Origin of the sequence: Nostoc sp., assembly GCF_036917465.1 — a bacterium.
Lineage (GTDB): Bacteria > Cyanobacteriota > Cyanobacteriia > Cyanobacteriales > Nostocaceae > Nostoc.
Window position 1 is genome coordinate 176056 of record NZ_JBALDL010000085.1, and the last position, 19176, is coordinate 195231.

The 19176-nt window shown below is 41.9% G+C and carries 12 protein-coding genes; 4 read left to right on the forward strand and 8 right to left on the reverse strand.

Features of this window, described 5'->3' with window-relative positions:
- Positions 1-18: 18 nt before the first annotated feature.
- Both V7K38_RS20410 and V7K38_RS20415 read right to left on the reverse strand, forming a co-directional pair.
- A complete protein-coding gene (locus V7K38_RS20410) occupies positions 19-186 on the reverse strand; it encodes an ATP-binding protein (RefSeq protein ID WP_334860218.1) in 168 nt (55 codons plus the stop codon).
- Positions 180-5318: a CHAT domain-containing protein gene (locus V7K38_RS20415; RefSeq protein ID WP_334860219.1), complete on the reverse strand. Its 5139-nt coding sequence runs from the start codon at positions 5316-5318 to the stop codon at positions 180-182. The genes V7K38_RS20410 and V7K38_RS20415 overlap by 7 nt, the downstream gene beginning before the upstream one ends.
- Before the next feature lie 206 nt (positions 5319-5524).
- Between V7K38_RS20415 and V7K38_RS20420 the strand changes: the two genes are divergently transcribed.
- Positions 5525-7351 carry a ShlB/FhaC/HecB family hemolysin secretion/activation protein gene (locus tag V7K38_RS20420; protein WP_334860220.1) on the forward strand — a complete coding sequence of 609 codons (1827 nt, stop codon included), beginning with the start codon at positions 5525-5527 and terminating at the stop codon, positions 7349-7351.
- Between the two features lie 266 nt (positions 7352-7617).
- Complete coding sequence (locus V7K38_RS20425; protein ID WP_334860221.1) at positions 7618-8274, forward strand: pentapeptide repeat-containing protein; 657 nt, start codon at positions 7618-7620, stop codon at positions 8272-8274.
- Positions 8275-8350: 76 nt separating this feature from the next.
- Here V7K38_RS20425 and V7K38_RS20430 read toward each other — a convergent pair whose 3' ends face one another.
- From V7K38_RS20430 to fraC, 3 genes are read right to left on the reverse strand one after another with little or no spacing between them, the layout of a single operon-like run.
- Positions 8351-9130: an ABC transporter permease gene (locus V7K38_RS20430; RefSeq protein ID WP_334860222.1), complete on the reverse strand. Its 780-nt coding sequence runs from the start codon at positions 9128-9130 to the stop codon at positions 8351-8353.
- 35 nt (positions 9131-9165) lie between these two features.
- A complete protein-coding gene (gene fraD / locus V7K38_RS20435; RefSeq protein WP_334860224.1) occupies positions 9166-10185 on the reverse strand; it encodes a septal junction protein FraD in 1020 nt (339 codons plus the stop codon).
- 60 nt (positions 10186-10245) lie between these two features.
- Positions 10246-10785 (reverse strand): filament integrity protein FraC, encoded by a 540-nt coding sequence (fraC, locus tag V7K38_RS20440; protein ID WP_334860225.1) that lies wholly within the window; start codon positions 10783-10785, stop codon positions 10246-10248.
- A 286-nt stretch (positions 10786-11071) separates the two neighbouring features.
- Between fraC and V7K38_RS20445 the strand changes: the two genes are divergently transcribed.
- Together V7K38_RS20445 and V7K38_RS20450 are read left to right on the forward strand one after the other, a co-directional pair.
- Positions 11072-12208 (forward strand): cob(I)yrinic acid a,c-diamide adenosyltransferase, encoded by a 1137-nt coding sequence (locus V7K38_RS20445; RefSeq protein WP_334860226.1) that lies wholly within the window; start codon positions 11072-11074, stop codon positions 12206-12208.
- A gap of 364 nt (positions 12209-12572) precedes the next feature.
- A complete protein-coding gene (locus V7K38_RS20450) occupies positions 12573-12911 on the forward strand; it encodes an ImmA/IrrE family metallo-endopeptidase (protein ID WP_334860227.1) in 339 nt (112 codons plus the stop codon).
- Positions 12912-12935: 24 nt separating this feature from the next.
- On the opposite strand, the gene V7K38_RS20455 is transcribed toward V7K38_RS20450, so the two are convergent.
- The 3 genes from V7K38_RS20455 to V7K38_RS20465 all read right to left on the reverse strand — a co-directional run bounded on the left by V7K38_RS20455 (position 12936) and on the right by V7K38_RS20465 (position 18954).
- The gene (locus tag V7K38_RS20455; RefSeq protein ID WP_334860228.1) at positions 12936-13892 is read right to left on the reverse strand and encodes a PleD family two-component system response regulator; all 957 of its coding nucleotides are present in this window, start codon (positions 13890-13892) and stop codon (positions 12936-12938) included.
- Positions 13889-18031, reverse strand: a complete 4143-nt coding sequence (locus tag V7K38_RS20460) for a PAS domain S-box protein (RefSeq protein WP_334860229.1) — start codon at positions 18029-18031, stop codon at positions 13889-13891. Before V7K38_RS20460 ends, V7K38_RS20455 begins: the two co-directional genes overlap by 4 nt.
- 686 nt (positions 18032-18717) lie before the next feature.
- The gene (locus V7K38_RS20465; protein WP_334860230.1) at positions 18718-18954 is read right to left on the reverse strand and encodes a hypothetical protein; all 237 of its coding nucleotides are present in this window, start codon (positions 18952-18954) and stop codon (positions 18718-18720) included.
- Positions 18955-19176 lie beyond the last annotated feature (222 nt).

The following is a 19176-nucleotide window of genomic DNA, read 5'->3' on the forward strand; positions in this document are numbered from 1 at the left end:
CGATATAATTTTTCACTTTCAAGGCAGATAATTTTGTAAGATTGTTCCTTCTTGGACTACACGTTTGAAACTAATCTCGCTGCCATGAGATTGAACTATTTGTTGAGCAATAGCCAACCCTAAACCAAAATCGGCAAATGGAAAGGGTAAAAGGGTAACACTAAAGTACTCTTGCCACTTTACCAAGGATTGCCAACCATTGTGAATCCAGACCAATAATAAGGATGGTTAAGTAATTGCTCCCCTTCATCAGCACCGTCAGTAGGTAAAGATAAGTTCCCTACTACTCCCAAACCTTCCAATTGACCATTTTTAACATAAATCTGCCCTTTGACCATAGCTACCTGAGCCTCTCTGAGGGCTTCTGCCTTAATTGGAGCCGTCCTCAAGTTTTGATAAAATTTCGTCATCAAGGCTGCTGTACCAGCATCATTAACTGACCAAAGACTGGCAACAGTAGTTTTCACACCTGCTAGCACAGCTAAACCTGCAAATCCAAGCTCCGACTCTTCATCCCCTAATGCTGTTCTACAAGCACTCAGCACCAGCATTTCAACTTCAGGTTCATTCAAACGCAACTGTCGTAATTGGTTCAAGCGTAACTTGTCTTCCCAGAGTTGAATATAGGAATTACTCAAAGCGCCGGTAGCAAAATCGGCATGGGTTGCCATGTGAATAATCCCAAAAGGTTGTTGGCGGCGGATAGTTTTGAGATTTTCTAAGGTGGCTTGCTTGTCTAACAATAATTTGCCCTGCCAAAGTTTAGACACCAGTGTTGATAACTCTAGGGGAACTGCTGGTAAAGGCTCTTGTCCCTGAGTACTCTGAGAAACCCCCAATGCTAAAATTTGAGATTTTCTAATGTCTTTATAAAGGGTGTTTGTCAAGCTGAGACTGGGCATCAAGCCAATGCTATATTTTTCTACTAGAAACGCCTTGCCATCATGAAGTGCTGCCATTGGGGTTGAACGTAACCCAATATCTGGTAAAAAAACCAGATTATTGATTTCTCTTGCCTGCAAATCTGCCTCTAGTGGTGCAATAATCCAGCGATAAAGTTGTTGAGATGGACGCAAATAACCGGTGCGGCGACGGTTTTGTGGACTAACTATTTGGTCACGAAATTCCTGAGCTACTTGGAGAACTTTGGCTCTAGTTGTTTCTGGGATGCGCTTGCGGATGGGGTCGCCTTTTCCAGTGACTACGACTATTTCTAGTTGGTCGCTACCCTGCTCTGCTATGGTGTTTAACTGTTTAGTCGATTTTTTACCTTTGCCTAAATTTCTCTCTGGTATTATCTCCACAGGGACAAAGCTGGTGTAGATAAATGCAGGTTTCACGCCAGTAGCTTGTTCAATTTTGCGAGCAATTTCTTTAGCATCATCTAGTGTTTTTATTCTAGGACTAGAGATACCTAAATGGTCGGTAAAATCATTTGTAAAATCGCTTTCAGGTGTGGAATCGGTATTAATAACAGGGGGATCGGGTCTAAAGCTAGGGAGGTTAGGGTTAGGCGGTGTAACTGGGTTGCACTCGAATGTGCAGGGGGTAGGAGTTGGGGTAGGAGTCGGGGTAGGAGTCGGGGTAGGAGTTGGGGTAGGAGGAATCTGACTGACGTTGATTGCTACCTGTACAGGTGTAGAAGAGGAAACACCGTCATTTGCACTAATTACAAAGGCATTTAGTGACCCATTAGTATTTGCCGGAGGTGTGTACACTAAAGTATCGCTGCTAGATAAGGTAGTAACACCAGGGACAACGGGAAGACCATTGACAGTCAGATTTCCTGTATTCACCACATCAACCTGGATGGAAGTGATGTCATTATTAGCATCGCTGACTAGTGCAGCCAAACTAGAAAACGTCAAGGTTACAGCTTGATTGGTCTGGGTATTGGGTAGCGATGAGTTTGCTGTTAATGTCGGTGGGGTGTTGACGGAAGTAATAGTAATACCGCCTGGAGTGCCAGTAGCATTTCCATTAGTGGGCAAAACTGGAAAGTTACCCGAAGTGAGGATTGTACCTTTCCCTACATCAATTGTTCCGGCTGTGCCATTAATAATATTCGTCGCATCACCTACGATAAAATCTACATTCGCTGGGCCACCATCATGTTGAATTGTGACAGTACCGCCATTGCCTCCAACAATGCTAGAACTTCCTTCTCCTCCAAAATCGAAAATTCCACCAGTAGCGATCGTGACACCCGTATCGGTTTGATCATTATTAATAATTGTGTCTATTCCTTGAACTAGTCCGTTTGACAGTACTTGCACATTGCCACCTTGAACAGTATTATCACTAGCAAAATCCGTTGTGGCCTGTGTGTTGATGCTGCTAAAGAGAATTGTGCTACCAAAGGGATTGGTAGTCTGTAAAGTAACGTTGCCGCCTGTAGCACTTGCAGTCCCATCGACCCCGGTGGCAGATGCCGAGGCATTAATAGCACCATTAACGGTGATATTATTTCTGGCGGTTAAAGTGACTGCGCCAGCCGTGCCGATAAAATTGCCACCTCCAGTCTTGACTAAAGAGGAGTCAATTGCTCCTGTAGTGATACTACTGGCTGTGCTTGTTGCGACTATATCACCACCTTTACCTGAGCCATTCGCATCATTTGAAGAGGAATTAATAGTACCTGTGAGGATATCACCTGCGGCAGTCAAATTTACTGTTCCAGCATCCGTAATATTACCACCATAACCAAATCCAACTGATCCTTCATCATTGCTAGCGTCGAGATTATTTAGGGTAATTTCCCCATTTGTGCTTTGGACTGTAATATTACCTGCCGAGTAGCTCTGACCGTAACCCTTACCACTGGTAACAATGTTGGTAGTAATATTACCCGCAGTGATATTACCAGTTGCAGACAAGTCTACATTGCCACTATTCCCATTAGTATTACTTGTATTTAGATTTCCCAGCGATAAACTAGCTCCTGAAATGTTAATGGCTCCACCGTTTGTCTGGATTGTGTTCGTGGGGTCAACAAAGATTACAGAACCGATTTGTGAGGAGAGGTTGAAACTACCGCCACTACCCAAGTTTAAATTAGCAACACCATCGGCGGTAGTTACTCCGGGTGTCTGTCCGGTGATGTCATTGATGGTAATGTTTCCTGTGGCTTGTAAGTTGATGATATTTGCACCGGAGGCTGCGATCGCACCCCATGAAACTGTATTCGCCCCAATATCTGCATCCCCAAAGGCAATGCTGCCAGCTGTGGCATCAAAACTACCTGTTCCACCATCGATAATAGTCAATGTGCTGGGGTCTAGCAATAATGTACCAAAGCTACCATTGGCGGCTGAAGTATCGACTACACCGTTGAAGGTCAAGAAATTTTTGCCTGATACTTCGACATTTCCACCATTGCCGACATTTACTCCTCCACGTGCCGAAATGTTACCAAAAAACTGAGTTGTATCGTTACCCCAAACAATTACCCGTCCGCCGTTTCCATTCAATTTGCTATCGGCATTAATCACGGAGTTGGAGTTAACATAAGTCTGCTCTGCATTGGGTAAAGTCCCCTTTCCTTGGTAATCGCCGCCAATTAACACAGTACCGCCGCCATTGGTTCCAGAAGCGTTAATATTGGCATCAATCACTCCGACTCGTTTACCCAAAGCAGTTACAGTACCACTTGTTTTACTCGATACATCAACTTTGCCTGAAACAATGGTTGTCCCTGGCGTTGTGGGAATTGTCACATTAGAGCCTGTTAATTTTACAGTCCCGTCAGAATTGGCAGTTAACCCCGTATTACCAACTGTAAGCAATTCCGGTATTGAGGCGATGGGAATTGTCCAGTTATTGGGTTGAGTGCTACTAGAGGCGAGGGGTTGAATTTCCAAACTCAGTAGATTTCCTGCCTGACTGAGACGCACCCAATTTTGACCAGGTACGGATGTGACAGAAATTTGTCCTCCCGGTGCTGTGAGTTGCCCAGTGTTTACCACTATACCGCCCAATAAGGTCAAATTCTGCCCAGTACTTACTGCCAAATTTCCAGCATTTACGATCGCTCCCGGCTGGTTCGTACTAAAGGCAAATCCGTTGGGGTTTCCAACCAAAGCAGCGTAGTCATTAACACCAATGGCGTTGAACCAACTGCTGCCAAAACCAATGCCGTTAGCTGTTGTCACCGTGAAAGCACCAGGTACATTTAAGCTGGCGTTCGATCCAAAAATAAATCCGGCGGGATTCATCAAGAAGAGGTTAGCATTGCCACCTGTTACTTGAATTAAACCATTGATGACTGAGGCATTGCCGCCTGTAATTCGACCAAGAATATTTTGCAGCGCCGGACTAGCTTGAAAGTTGGCGATTTGTTCTGGTGAAATCCCAAATTGTTGAAAGCTGTGGAAGAGATTTTGACCATCCTTAGAAGTTGTACCCCCGGTGATATCGAGTCGATTACCGTTGGGTGTAACAATTGTGTTTGTCCCATCGGCAGCAGGGACAATTTGTTGTGCTTGGGATAATTCTGCATTCATGGCACTCACCAGAGGTACAACAGCTAGCACTGAAGCGGCAATGTTGTGCAGGAGAGGTTTTTTATGCCGCAATATGAAGCGACCTTCGGGCAATTCTACATCGATTTGTAACTTGTGTGCTAATCCACGTCGCCAAAGTGCTTGAGCGATCGCTCGCTTAGACCAGAGAATTTGTTCTTTTCTTCTAGTCACAGAGATACTTTGAGAATGAATCCGGTAGAGGTAGAGTGGCTCTGGAAGGCGGCGCACTGGAGCTACTTCTGAAAGCCGCAGACATAGGTCATAATCTTGGGCGCAGAGGAACGACTTGCTAATACCTCCCACGCGATCGTAAACCGATCGCCGAATCAGGCGGAAGTGAAAGGTCATGAAGTTTACTAAAATTCCTTCTGAGGAGTAGGGAATGCTACAACGATGACCGTAGCCGATTACTTTGCTGTGTCGATCGATATTTAAGTAATCGGTGTAAACAAATCCTGTTTCTGGATGACTGTTGAGGACTTTAGCGGTTTGGGCGAGGGCAGTGGGGGCTAAGATATCATCACTGTCTACTAAACCGAAGTAAGTACCGTTAGTTAAGTTGATTGCTGCTTTCAGTGCTGCCGTATATCCCTGATGCTGTGCTTCTATTACCCGCACTCGCCGATCTTGTTGAGCATAAGCGTGAGCGATCGCCACTGAGCCATCTGTCGAGCCATCATCCCAAATTAGTAGCTCCAAATCTTGCCATGTTTGCGCTAAGACACTGGCGATCGCTACACCAAGGTAAGACTCCCGATTGTAATTGACGATGACTATAGAGATCAGTGGTGGCATCGGAGTATTCCCAAGTTTTCTACCTGTCACCACAATATAATGCTAAGGGCTATCACTTAGAAGAAATCGCTGCTAACTATAGTTTTAGTTACAAATCTTCTGAAATCTAGATGTCAAAAATATGATATTCAAATATTCATGCACCCATAGCATACTCAAAAACCAAAATCAGCCCAGTCGTTAAATAAGGCATCCACTGAGGAGAAATGAGAAAAGAAACAGAAACTGGTGTTCAGCCGAAAGCAACGACTCAGCAAAGAATTGTCTATTTCTCTCATCAGTTAGACACTTGGCATCTAGCAACGACTAAATGGAGTAAGCACAGTCTTCAGTGCGGCTTGCTAATTTTACCTGCGGTCTGGATTATAACTGCAAATGAACTGAGAGCTACGGCGAATCACTTTACACCGGACTCTACTCAAAATAGTAGTCAGCCAGAGTTACAAATAGTACAGGTAGCAGAACCTTCACCCGTAAATGCCCCAAATCAACCCGAATCAAACCCACAACCAGAAACACCACAACGGATTCGGGTTCGTAAAATCCAAGTTGTAGATAGCACGGTCTTTAATGAAAATGATTTTAATCCAGTAGTCAAACCTTTTGAAGAACGGGACTTGACTTTAGAAGAAATCAGACAAGCCGCAGATGCTATCACCCAGCTTTACTTAAACAAAGGTTATATCAATTCCAGAGCAATTCCAGACACTAAGCAACCTAGTACCGCCAATGGTGTGGTCGTAATTCGGGTGATTGAAGGGCGTTTGACAGAGATTGACATCGAAGGAACGCGGCGATTAAATCCATCTTATATTCGTAGTCGCATTCAATTAGGTGCTGGTATTCCTCTGAATAGTGGTAAGCTCGAAGAACAATTGAAACTGTTGCGACTCGATCCGCTATTTAAAAATGTAGAAGCGCGTCTGCGCCCAACCGGTAAGGTTGGTCAAAGTATTCTCATTGTCAGAGTTGAAGAAGCAAGAACTTTAATTGGTAGCTTGGGTGTAGATAATTATTCGCCTCCCGCTATTGGTGGGGAAAGATTGGGTATTGAACTACGCGATCGCAATTTAACCGGCATGGGAGATGAGTTAGCAGGCTCATACTACCACACCCTTTCTGGTGGTGCTGATGCCTTTGATTTTAGCTATCAAGTTCCCGTTAACGCCATGAATGGCACAGTGCAGATTAGAGCCGCATTTAATCGCAACGAAATTACCGAGTCACCCTTTGATGCGCTTGGTGTGCGGGCAAACCAGGATCTTTATGAAATAAATTATCGTCAACCATTGGTGCGATCGCCCAAAGAAGAATTTGCCCTATCTTTAGGATTTACCTATCAAGATGGTCAAACCTTCCTCTTCGATAACCTGGCAACCCCCTTTGGTATTGGCCCTGATGCCAATGGCGTTAGCCGTACCAGTGTAATTAAATTTGGTCAAGATTATATCAGACGCGAACCTCAAGGAGCTTGGTTTTTGCGATCGCAATTTAATTTTGGCATTGACGTATTAGACGCAACTATCAACAATGACCCCACACCCGATGGTCGCTTTTTCAGTTGGTTGGGTCAAATACAGCGCGTCCAGCAACTCAGTGCCGATCATCTGTTGCTGATCCAAGCAGACTTGCAGCTAACACCAGATAGCCTCTTACCTTCCCAGCAATTCGTCATTGGCGGTGGACAATCTGTAAGGGGATATCGGCAAAATATCCGCTCAGGGGATAATGGATTTCGTGTAGCGATCGAAGATCGCTTCACAGTGCAACGCGATGAATCTGGATTATCCATAATTCAACTTGCGCCATTTCTAGACATGGGAGCAGTTTGGAATCAATCTAATAATCCTAATCCGCTAGCCGATCAAACTTTTTTGCTGGGTGCAGGCTTAGGATTAATATGGAATCAGGCAATGGGAATTGATAATCTGTTTTTGCGGCTCGATTATGGATTTCCATTTATCGATCTGAGCGATCGCGGTAATAATGCTCAAGATGAGGGCTTTTACTTTAGCCTTCGCTATCAACCTTAGTAAGTTAGTACAGATGTGCTAACCTATGGGAAATCTGTATATATCTCTAAAATCCAAAATGGTATAAGTTATCAATGTTTCTTGACTTATGTCAGCATTTTTTGTTTTAAAAACCACTAAAAAAGCCTATTTTCAGGTGATTGGCGATTTTTGGTCAATTTTTTTTTGATTATTTACTGAGCTAATCTGCATTTGGGGTGTACTCTCAATATACGGTAACTACCACACTTGACCTTTGAGATAAATTACACCCAGAGGTGAATACCATGAAAAATTATGCTGATACACAGGAATTTATTTTAAGTCAAATCACAAACAAGTATTTTCAACGCCGAGATTTCAGTGGATATGACTTGAGTGGAATTGACCTAAAAGGAATTGATTTAAATGGTGTTAACTTCATAGGAGCAGATTTAAGTGGTGCAAATTTGTCTGGCTGTGTCCTCACTCGTGCTAATTTAAGCGGGGCAAATTTGATGCAAGCTAGTTTACGTGAAGCTAATTTGTATGAAGCATCTTTGTGTGAAGCTAATTTGACCAATGCTGATTTAACACGAGCAAATTTGTGTGGAACGTTCTTATGGCGGGCGAAATTCACAGGTAGTAATCTTTGGGGTGCTTCTTTATGTGATGTGGATTTGAGAGAAGCAGACCTAAGTGAAGCATCACTAATTGAAGCATCACTAATTGAAGCTAACTTAATTAGAGCAAATCTCACAAGAGCAAAGTTATCTGGAGCAAAATTACTAGAAGCTAATTTAGCTGAGGCTAATTTAACTGGTGCAGATTTGACATGGGCAAATTTAACCAAGGCAAACTTGAGTAAAGCAAACCTTTGGGAGACAAACCTAATTTATGCAAGGTTCCGAGATACTATCATGCCTGATGGCACAATTAAGCAACCTCAGATAGTAATTTATTAGTCATTTGTCATTTGTCATTCGTCAGAAGAGAAGAACTTGCTGTTTGCTCCAATGCCCAATGCCCAATGAGCAATGACTAAAATTCGCGTTGCGAGAAGATAAAAATAGCGATCGCTAATAACATGGCACTATAAAGTAAGCCATAACCAGCATTTGTAATCAGTGCAGTTGTGTCAGGGAGGGCTTGCAAACCATAAACGGCATCATTTTTCAAATCTAATCGAGATAAATCTGGCAAAATAAGAAACAAACCTTGAGTTAGAAGTTCCATACCAGGGTTGCGGCTCAGACGACCTAGTTGTACTAAATCTTGAGTAACATTTCCGATTAAATATACCGCGAAGGTTAAAATAGTTGCTAAAAGAGAAGCAGTAAAAACACCGAATGTAATCGCCATAGCGGTGATTAATGACAACTGCAATAATAAGAAAATTGCAGCAATTAAAATACTCACCGTTGGATGAGGAATGTTACCAAATTGCAGAAAGATCAGATAAATTACTGTCATTGTGGCGATAAGTACAGCTAATACTGCGGATAAACCTAAGTATTTGCCAACAATAATTTCGCCGCGACTGACAGGTTTAGCAATTAACACCAAAATAGTGCGTTTTTCAATTTCTTTATTAACCAATCCCGTACCAATAAATATCGTCACAATTAAGCCGATGGCATTCATCGCCGCCATCCCGAAGTCTAAAAACATCTTGTTTTCAGTCGTAGCTGCAAATTCAGGAAGGACGCGGAAGGCAGTGGCGAGGATTAGCGTGTAAAAACCAATAATATATAGGATGCGATCGCGGATCACTTCCTGAAACACGTTCTTTGCTAGTACAAAAATTCTGTTAATAGTCATTTGTCGTTTGTCACTGGTCATTTTTCAATCCCTCTTTAACGTCGAGGAGGTGGCGATCCTGCGATTAATTTACTGGCGCGATCGCATTTAATTTCTGCAACTGTAATTTTATTCCCTGAATTGCTGGTTGCTGGAATTTGTTCAATACGACAAGATTTTTTCAAGTAATAGCCCCGTGGGTTAGAACTTGGGCCTATCCAAATACTTAATAAATCTAATATATATCCAGACTTATATCCAGACTGAGTATTATCTACACGCGCTTCAACACGCCATAGATCCTTCTCTTCATATTTCCCCAGGTTTTTTTGAATTACTTGCCTACCCAGAGTTTCTACCCGATGATTTTCAGGTAGCAACCATTTCTCTACTTCTGACCAAGATGTTTGGTTTATTTGTTCTTCTACTATTGGTTGAAGTTTCTCTAGAATTACAGCACCATTTTGTGGGATTTTTGTTCGTTCTTCTGTTCTGACAACAAAGGTACTACGTTTAAAAGTATCTGCCTGCAAACTGGGATATTGTTGAAACCAATGATCCATTACAAAATAAAACTGAATCCAGCAACTTAGCAGCATACTACTAGCAACTAAAATTATGATTCTTTGCCGATCTTCTGGCTTAGGAATTTTAGCTTTGGCATCGGTGTCAGTTCCTTCAATAAATTCAGGTATTGCCGTAATTAGTGCTGAAATTGTCGGCCAAAAAACGATTGTTCTTGGTGTAATTACATCTTGTTGATTTCCAAAGGCAAAAACACTCACTAAAAATCCGGTGATTACTGCCCCGACTGGCATAAAAGTACCAGGAACTCTTAAAGGATCTTGAGTTGTATACCAAGCTGTGCCAGCAATTAAAAATAACCAACCAAAAAAGGCAATAATATCTTTAATATACCCGATCGCAAAAAATGAAAGTACCCAAGAAAAAACACTCAGATAAATAAATGTCTGCCAAGAATAAGCTTTGGGTGGAACTAATACTTTTCTAATTCCTGCATAAAGCCCTTCAGCAAATTTAAAAACTCCAAATACATCTTTAAATAGCGTATTCATCTTCCTCCTTACACCTGATTAATTAATCAATCATCTTCCTTTTAATAAAGTAAAGTCTTGCTATTTTGCACCAAATAATAGAATAATAGTTATAGCAGTATAACTCAGAGAATTTGCCATTAGTATAGTAATGATCAAATTGTTACTTTGTAATTTCAAATTGCTAAAACTCTTCCATCGCCGCCGTTTAGAGGTTGGAAGTTCCTCTTCTTTTTTTAGAAATGTTTCATTTAATGAGAATAGTAATATCCTTAAAATGAAAAACTTCATCAAAAAGGTAGCAAAGAAAATTATAAAAGCAGTTAATATTAGCAAACCTTGCGTATTGGGCGATTTAAAATTATGAAAAAACATATAGTTAATTAATTCTGCTCTCACCTGGATTGGCAACATTGGTTCAGCTACAAAAAATATGAACCAACCAATTACACTAGAAAACAAATTGATAGAAATAGCATAGAAAATACTGGTTTTTTTGTCAAACTTTAGTCGATTGTTCAAAATATAAGCTTCGATGGGGATGGCAATCAGTACAAATAAAAAGTCAAACAGAATTCCACCAAAGGGAAAAATCCTCGGAAGCATCCAATTTTCAGGCATAAATCGTCAAGGGTAAGTTTAACTGTAGAGAGTATAACTGGGATATTGAGGGTGATGGGGAAAATTATTACAGGAATACCCGGTAAGCGTAAAGCTCAGTCCCTTTAGGGCTGAGAGTGTCAAATTGTTCTTGTCCTTTACTATGCTGGTGTGGCAGAATTCCCTGATTAATATTCTTAATACATCAAGCTGATCTTTATACGGACGTACCAGAGGGGTAGTTTCTTAGATAAGAGTACAAGAGGTTAGGTAAGATTAAAGACTGCCACTTATAGCTTTTCGAGAGATGACAAGGAACGGTATCGGTATTCGCACGGCGCAAGTGCGTCATGAACGGCTCATTGGTCAAATTCACATCTACGATGGCATTGGTAAAGGCAAATCCCAAGCGGCCTTGGGGGTGGTTTTGCGCTCTATTGGGTTGGGGATAAATACACCTAGCGATTCTAACCGTGTTTTACTACTGCGCTTTTTAAAAGGGCCAGAACGTGATTATGACGAAGATGGCGCGATCGCAGCTTTACAGCGTGGGTTTCCCCATTTAATAGACCAGGTTCGCACTGGGAGAGCCGAATTTTTTGGCCCAGAAGAAATTACCACCTTTGACCGAGATGAGGCGATGCGGGGTTGGGATGTGGCTAAAGGTGCGATCGCTAGCGGTTTATATTCAGTTGTCGTCTTGGATGAAATTAACCCAGTTCTAGATTTGGGTTTGCTACCAGTGGATGAAGTGGTAAAGACATTAAAATCCAAACCCCAAGAGTTAGAAGTCATTGCTACCGGACGCGCCGCACCGCAGAAATTGCTCGATATTGCAGATTTGCATTCAGAAATGAAACCTCATCACCATCCAACAGCCAAAGCCCTCTTTTTAGAAGGAATTGAAATTTATACTGGTGCTGGTAAAGGTAAGTCTACTAGTGCATTAGGTAAAGCTTTACAAGCCATTGGTAGGGGAATCAATCATCCAGGCTCTACCCGTGTGTTAATTATGCAGTGGCTCAAAGGTGGTACTGGCTACACAGAAGACGCAGCGATCGCCGCCTTGCAGCAATCATATCCAGAAGTGGTGGATCATCAGCGCTGCGGTGGAGATTCTATTGTCTGGCGCAATTCCCGGCAAGAATTAGACTATGTAGAAGCCGAGCGGGGTTGGGAAATTGCAAAAGTTGCGATCGCCTCTGGAATGTATAAAACTATTATTCTCGATGAACTCAACCCCACCGTTGACTTAGAACTACTTCCTGTTGAACCCATTGTTCAAGCTTTACTCCGCAAACCCCGCGACACCGAAATCATCATCACTGGGCGCTGTCAAAATCAACCAGCGTACTTTGACTTAGCTAGCGTTCATTCAGAGGTTTATTGCCACAAACACTATGCAAATCAAGGTGTAGAACTTAAACGAGGGGTAGATTTTTAAGCGTTGCATCTTAATTCGTAATTTCTAATTCGTAATTCGTAATTGGACTCAAATGAGGGGTAGATGCCAGACAACGACCCTAGCCTTCTTAGCGAGGATGGAAGCATTAAAATAATTTGTAATGACGCTCTCTACGAGACGCTGTGCCGGAGGCTTTACGCTACGCTAACGTAATTGAATTAGTTAGGAATTTAGACCCCAACTAATTGTAGACCGCTAATTTTAAAAAAATTTAGCTCTTTACTCAAACCCTTTTAATTACGAATTAGTAATTATGTTGATTGGTCAAAGAACGTCAGTGGTGTTGCACGGTGGTTAAACCTGCATAATGCAATAATTCAACTTTCACTTTATGGTAAAACCAATGACCGATTCTGGTTTAATTTTTTCCATGAAGCAGCACATATTTTGCTCCATTCATCAAGAAAATATTTTTCTTGATGAATGGAATAGTGGGGAAAGTTTGAAATCGGAGCAGGAGTGTGAAGCAGATAAATGGTCGCGGGAATTTTTGATCCCACCTGAGTATGAGGGGGAATTAGCGAAGCTTAAATCTAAAACTGATATGATTGATTTTGCAGAACATATCGGTATTCATCCTGGTATTGTTGTCAGTCGGCTGCAACACGATCGCCTAATTGATCCGTCTTGGATGAATGATTTAAAGGTGAGTTTACATTTTCAAGGCATAGAAAGTGGGTGAAGTCTGGCACACTAGCAGGAATTTTTATTTTTGGGTAGTTAGAATATTTTGCACAAAGCCATCGCGTCCTGCTGCCTTTGCTTCATACAATGCCCGATCTGCTGCGGCAATCATTTCTTCCAAGTCAGAATCTGGCTGAGGAATTTCTGTTGTAAACCCGGCACTAATAGTTACATAAGCACTAACTTGGGAACTTTGATGAGGTATAGCTAATATTCGGACAGCATGGCAAATTTTCTCGGCAACATGAATTGCCCCTTCGATGTCTGTGTCAGGTAAAATCACAGCAAATTCTTCCCCACCATAACGGGCAACCAAATCTGCGGGACGGTTAATAATATCTTTGATGGCTTTGGCTATTTCTTGAAGACAGCGATCGCCGACTCGATGCCCATAAGTATCATTATATAATTTGAAGAAATCAACATCGCAAAGAATCAGCGAAAGTGGACTCTGCTCTCGTTTTAGGCGTTGCCACTCTTGGTTCAAATACTCTTCAAAGAGTCGGCGGTTAGCTACTTGAGTTAATCCATCAATAGTAACTAATCGCTGCAATTCTACATTCACGGCTTCCAGTTTTTGCTGTAACTGAGATTGCTGAATCAAACGTTTTACCCTTTGTCGCAAAACTGGCCAGTGAATCGGTTTGGTAACATAGTCTATTGCCCCCACTGCAAATGCCCGATCGACTGATTCTTGATCTTCAAGCCCTGTAATCATTAAAACTGGAGTGTGCTTACTACAATCCAGAAGTTCCAAGTGAGTGCAACACTCGAACCCATCCATATCCGGCATTATGGCATCAAGAAGTATGATGTCAGGGTGGAGCTGCTTAAAAGCAGTTAAAGCCTCTCTGCCATTTTGAGCTTCCGCTATTTTATAACCTTCTCGCTCTAAAAAATGCCGAAGTATCATGCGCATAAAAGGCTCATCATCAACAATTAGAACTAAAAATTGGCTTTCTTGAGCAATGGCTATCATGGCGTTTCCTCCACAAGTTCTTTTTCTAAGGCAGTTTTAACTTGTCCATATTCCTCGTATAATTGCGTGAGTAATTCTACGCTGTTTTCTAATTCACTGCTGCGTCCCTGTGCTTCTAACACCTTGCAAAGCTGCGCTAAGGCGCTCGCTCCAATAGAGGCACTACTAGACTTAAGTTGATGGGCAGCCTTCCATAAAGTTTCGGCATCGTGAGTTGCGATCGCTGTGCAAATATCTTGTACTAATTTCGGTGTCTCTGTAAGATAACACCCAATTAGTTCAGCAAAGACAACACGATCTCCTCCGAGCATATCCCGCAAGGATTGGAGAATTTTGGCATCAATTTTGGCACTTTTTGATGTCTGGTTTTGCCCTTCTTGGAGGATATTTTGCGAAGGTTCCAATTCTAAGCACATCACTTTATCTTGTTTGACTGTGAAAGTAACTTCCAGACTTCTTTGGCGTGGGCATTTGCTGAGTGCCTGAGCTAATTCTTGGAACTGAACAGGTTTGCTGATGTAGTCATCCATACCAGCAGCAAGACAGACTTCGCGATCGCCTCGCATCGCATTGGCAGTTATCCCAATGATATGGGGGCGAAAACCTGACCATTCTTGACAGATTCTCCGAGATGTTTCTAACCCATCCATCTCAGGCATCTGAACATCCATCAACACCACGTCATAAGGCTGTTTTTGCAAAGCCTTGAGTACTTCTACCCCATTGGTGACGACATCAGCTGAATAACCCATTTTCTGTAGCATCAGTAAAGCAACTTTCTGATTAACAACCGTATCCTCTGCCAGAAGAATCCGTAGTGGCAGTCGATGATCCAAATGCCGATCAACCAAGGCAAAATCAGAAATACTAGCTGGGCTTGGCTGATTTCCTAAAATACGGGTAATAATATCGCAGAGTTGAGACTGTTTGATCGGTTTGCTCAAAGAGGCAGCAAATTCCACATCATTAAAGTCAAAAGAAGTTTCCCCTCTACCCAAAGATGTCAGAATCACTAAAGGGAGATTTTGACAACCAGATTGCTTGCGAATTTGACGAGCTAGGGTAATACCATCCATTTCTGGCATTTGCATATCTAAGATGGCAATATCAAATTGTCTTCCCTGAGCAAGTTGAGCTAAAGCTTCTTTTCCAGATTTGGCAGCAGAAGTTTCCATTTTCCAAGACTCTGCTTGCAAGCTGATAATTTGGCAGTTGGTTAGATTGTCGTCTACAATCAACAGGCGCTTTCCCTCAAGCTGCATCGGTAAATTACTAAATTCAGCTTCTGGTAGACCAGGCACTTGAGCGGTAATGGTGAAGTAAAATGTTGAACCTTGACAAGAGTAAGAAGCTGATAATAATTTTCCACTTTTCCATCTAGGGCTAGGATTACCACCGACAAACCCTTGGCTTTCCACCCAAAGAGTGCCGCCCATCATCTTACTAAGCCGCTTACTGATCACTAGTCCTAGCCCTGTGCCGCCATATCGTCGAGTCATGGAGACATCAGCCTGAGCAAAGGGGTGAAATAACCGCTCTATCTTTTCTGGTGTGATACCAATACCTGTATCTTTGATGGCAAATTGAATTTGGATTGGGGACTTGCAAGAGGCAGAGGGGGTGTCAGAAGGGTGCAGAGGAGAGGAATTTTCCCCCTGCTCACCCGAATCCCCAGCCCCCAGTTCAACATAAAGTACGACTTCTCCATGTTCGGTAAACTTAATCGCGTTGTTGAGGAGATTCATCAAGACTTGGCGCAGACGTGTCATATCGCCAATAATCTTAGTAGGAATTTGGGGCTGGATTAGGTAAGCTAGTTCGATATCTTTTTCAGCAGCTTTAGGGGCTAATAGAGAAATAGCCTGTTCCACACAAGCTCTCAAATTAAAAGGCTGTTCTTCTAATTCCAGCTTTCCTGACTCAATTTTAGAGAAATCTAAAATGTCGTTGATGATGGTGAGCAAAGCATCTCCGCTACTGCGAACTGTTTCCACTAAGTCTTGCTGTTGGGGAGTGAGGTTAGTATCCAGCAGTAGATCGGTCATGCCAATAACAGCATTCATTGGAGTCCGAATTTCGTGGCTCATCATTGCCAAAAACTCACTTTTGGCGCGATTTGCGGCTTCAGCCTGACGTTTTGCCCGCTCCAAGGCAAAGTTTTTTAAAGTAAGTTCTTCTCGTTGGCGCGTTTCTTGTTCTAGTAAGTGAGCGTGTGCTAGAGCAATACCCAGTTGAGCCGCCACTGCTTCTAGTAATTCGATTTCGTCTGATGTCCACTGACGAAAATAGCTGCACTGATGTAACCCGATCGCACCATTGGGTTCTCCTTGATAGGAAGTGCGAATTGACAGCATAGACTTTAGCCCAATTTCTCGGCAGATAGCTTCACTTTCCTGGAGTAAAGGATCGGCATACACATCCGGGGAAGCGATCGCACTTTCTTGTGCCATCATCTGCTCTGCATGGGGATTGTTAGTTATGGAAACTTCCAATTTCTGCACAGTGCTAAAATTTGGTAGTGCATTATACTCTGCTACTAAGGGAATTTGGCGAATCGGGTCGCTAATGTAAGAATGGATCAAACAGCGATCGACTTTAAACGCTTGTCCAATTTGGGTAGCAGCTGTTTCAAAAATTTTGCTGGTATCAAGACTTTGACGAATTTCTTGAGTAATTTGTTCAAGTAGTAGAGTGCGATGCAATTGCCGTCGCAATGCTTCTTTAGCTCGTTTATTTTCGGTAATGTCGTGATTGATGCCAACAGTGGCAATAGTTTCTCCTTGTTCATCCTGTAAAGAGACTATGGTTGTTTTACAAATTCCCTTAGTGCCATCTTTACGAAGAAAGTGTATTTCCCCTGACCAGCGTGCTTGCTGGTTGATTTGTTCGAGAATTTTGGACTTTAATGTTGTGGCTACTTCCGGCTGATGCAAAATACTGATATTTTTAGCCAAAATTTCGGCTTTGGTATAGCCAAATATGCTTTCGGCAACAGGATTCCAATCAACAATATTTCCCGTTAAATCTGTGATAATTACGCCATCATGCATATTTTCAAAGGTGAGGGCTTGCCAACGCAGGCTAGCTTCAGCTTGCTTGCATTGGCTAATATCTGTTTGAATTCCAATAAAGTGGCTTAACTTGCCATTTTCGTCATGTATAGGAGAAACACTCAGTTCATTCCAAAACAAGATACCATCTTTGCTATAGTTGCGGAAAATAACTTTACAACTTGTTCCATCTTGAATAAATGAGCGCAGATCATTGAGTGCTGATTGCTGTATATCTGCGCATTGCAAAAATCGGCAGTTTTGCCCAATCACATCAGTAGCACTGTAGCCTGTTATTTGCTCAAAGGCGCAGTTGACGTAAATAACCGGATTATAAGCAAGTCTGGCATCTGGAATAATAATTCCATTACTGGTATGATCAAGTGCCTGATCGCTAAGTCTTAAGGTTTCTTCAACCTGCTTTAAATCAGTAATGTCAAACATAAACCCCTTCAGCCTCATAGGAGTTTCTGCTTCTTCAACTACGCTAACAACTTCTCGCAGCCAAACAACTCGCCCATCGGCTGCTAACATCCGGTATTCCAATTGGTGATTCTCATACTTAGTAGTTGCTTCTTGGTGAAAACGAACGGACTTTTCCCAATCGTCTGGATGCAAATGATCGATCCAAAAGTTTTCTTGATACCATTCTGCGAGCGCATAATTTAGCAAGTTTACCGCTTGTGTCCCAACATAAATAAATCGCCCGGTTTTCAAGTCTAATTCCCAAGGGATGACTTTCAAAGTCTCCAGTAACTGGTGCAGACGATTTTCGCTGTCGCGCAAGGCAATTTCTACCTGTTTCTGTTCAAAAATCTTGTGAGTTAACTCTTGATTTATTGCTGTTATATGCTTGTTATTTGCTTTCATCACCAGGGCAAAACAGATTGATAATGTCACTAAGACAACGAAGAACCCTGCTATGAATACTACTTCTGTTAATAACAACCCGGTAGTTGGGATTAAAAGTCTCTGGCAGAGTAGGACTACAGAGATTGAGAGGAAAATCCCTAGCAACAAAGCTAGTAATTTTCGTTTGCGGAAAAATATAACAGTTTTTAACCAGTTATATTGCTGCTGTTTAATCACTTATTAACCCTCAAGTACTTTCAGGGCTTATTGCACTGACTTTTACTTTTAAGTAATCTAAAATATCAATGGCAAGGGAGCAATTACGGAAATTTTTTTAATTTAAAATATTTGTATAAGTAGGTGGGCGCTGAAAAATACAAAATACAACTAGATTAAAAAATGTAAATCGCTTAAAAGCTTGTATTCAAAGCGTTTCTAGCGCGTTACATAACTTTATACAGTTCGGTTTAATTATGCCTACCTACCTACCTACTTACTATGCTTGTTGGCAACATCCAGAATTTTTAAGTGAAGCGTGAATTGCAATCTGGAGTTGTAAGCGATATTTTTAACGGGTTATGACGCTATCTAAGAGACGCTGCGCGTAGGTTGTTTCCTCGTAGGGTACGCTATCGGCGTTGTATTTTTAATTACTTAAACAAGTGTTTAGACACCCAAAGGCAGACTTCTTGTACCCCCTACTTTTAAACTAGCTATGTCAATCCACATAAAAAAACAAATTAAAAGCAAGGGTTAAAGGGCTTGAATTTTCCCTTTAACCCTTATGTTTTCAGCACAATAGTGCAAAAAGAAGCTGATGAACAGAGTAAGGACAAAGCACCCCCTACGCAAACACAACCTAGTACAAAAACTTTTTCTCTGTTCCCTATTTTCCCGATAGGTCTATTGCCTAAATTTGTGCTTTAAATTACAGATGCTTCGCGTTGACAATCAAAAACAACCATGTAGGAAGCATTTGGTATTTCTTGAGGGAGGTGTCGCATATAACCATCAGCATCAGAACGGCTGCGGAAGCGAGCCACAATTTCCCGTTGTGTATTAGGAAGCAAACGAGCGATCGCCCAAGAATTGAGGCGTTCTTTATAAGCAATACCTTGATTGTCTGATTTAGAAGCTTGGTTATCCGTATTTTCTGGCATAATGATGTTAACCGTATGAAGTTTAATGAAGGGCGTTAATTAGTTTCTAGGTAGGAATGCACTAACGCTTTTTTTTATGCTGCTGCCACCTTGTTATTCGATTATTAATAAGTTGTCAACACTTAGCGCTATATTTTAGACCAACTAAGTTGTATTTTTCAGATAGCTATGAATCTCAAAGCCTTAATTTGCAATTGTTTTCAGCACACAACAATCCTCAAG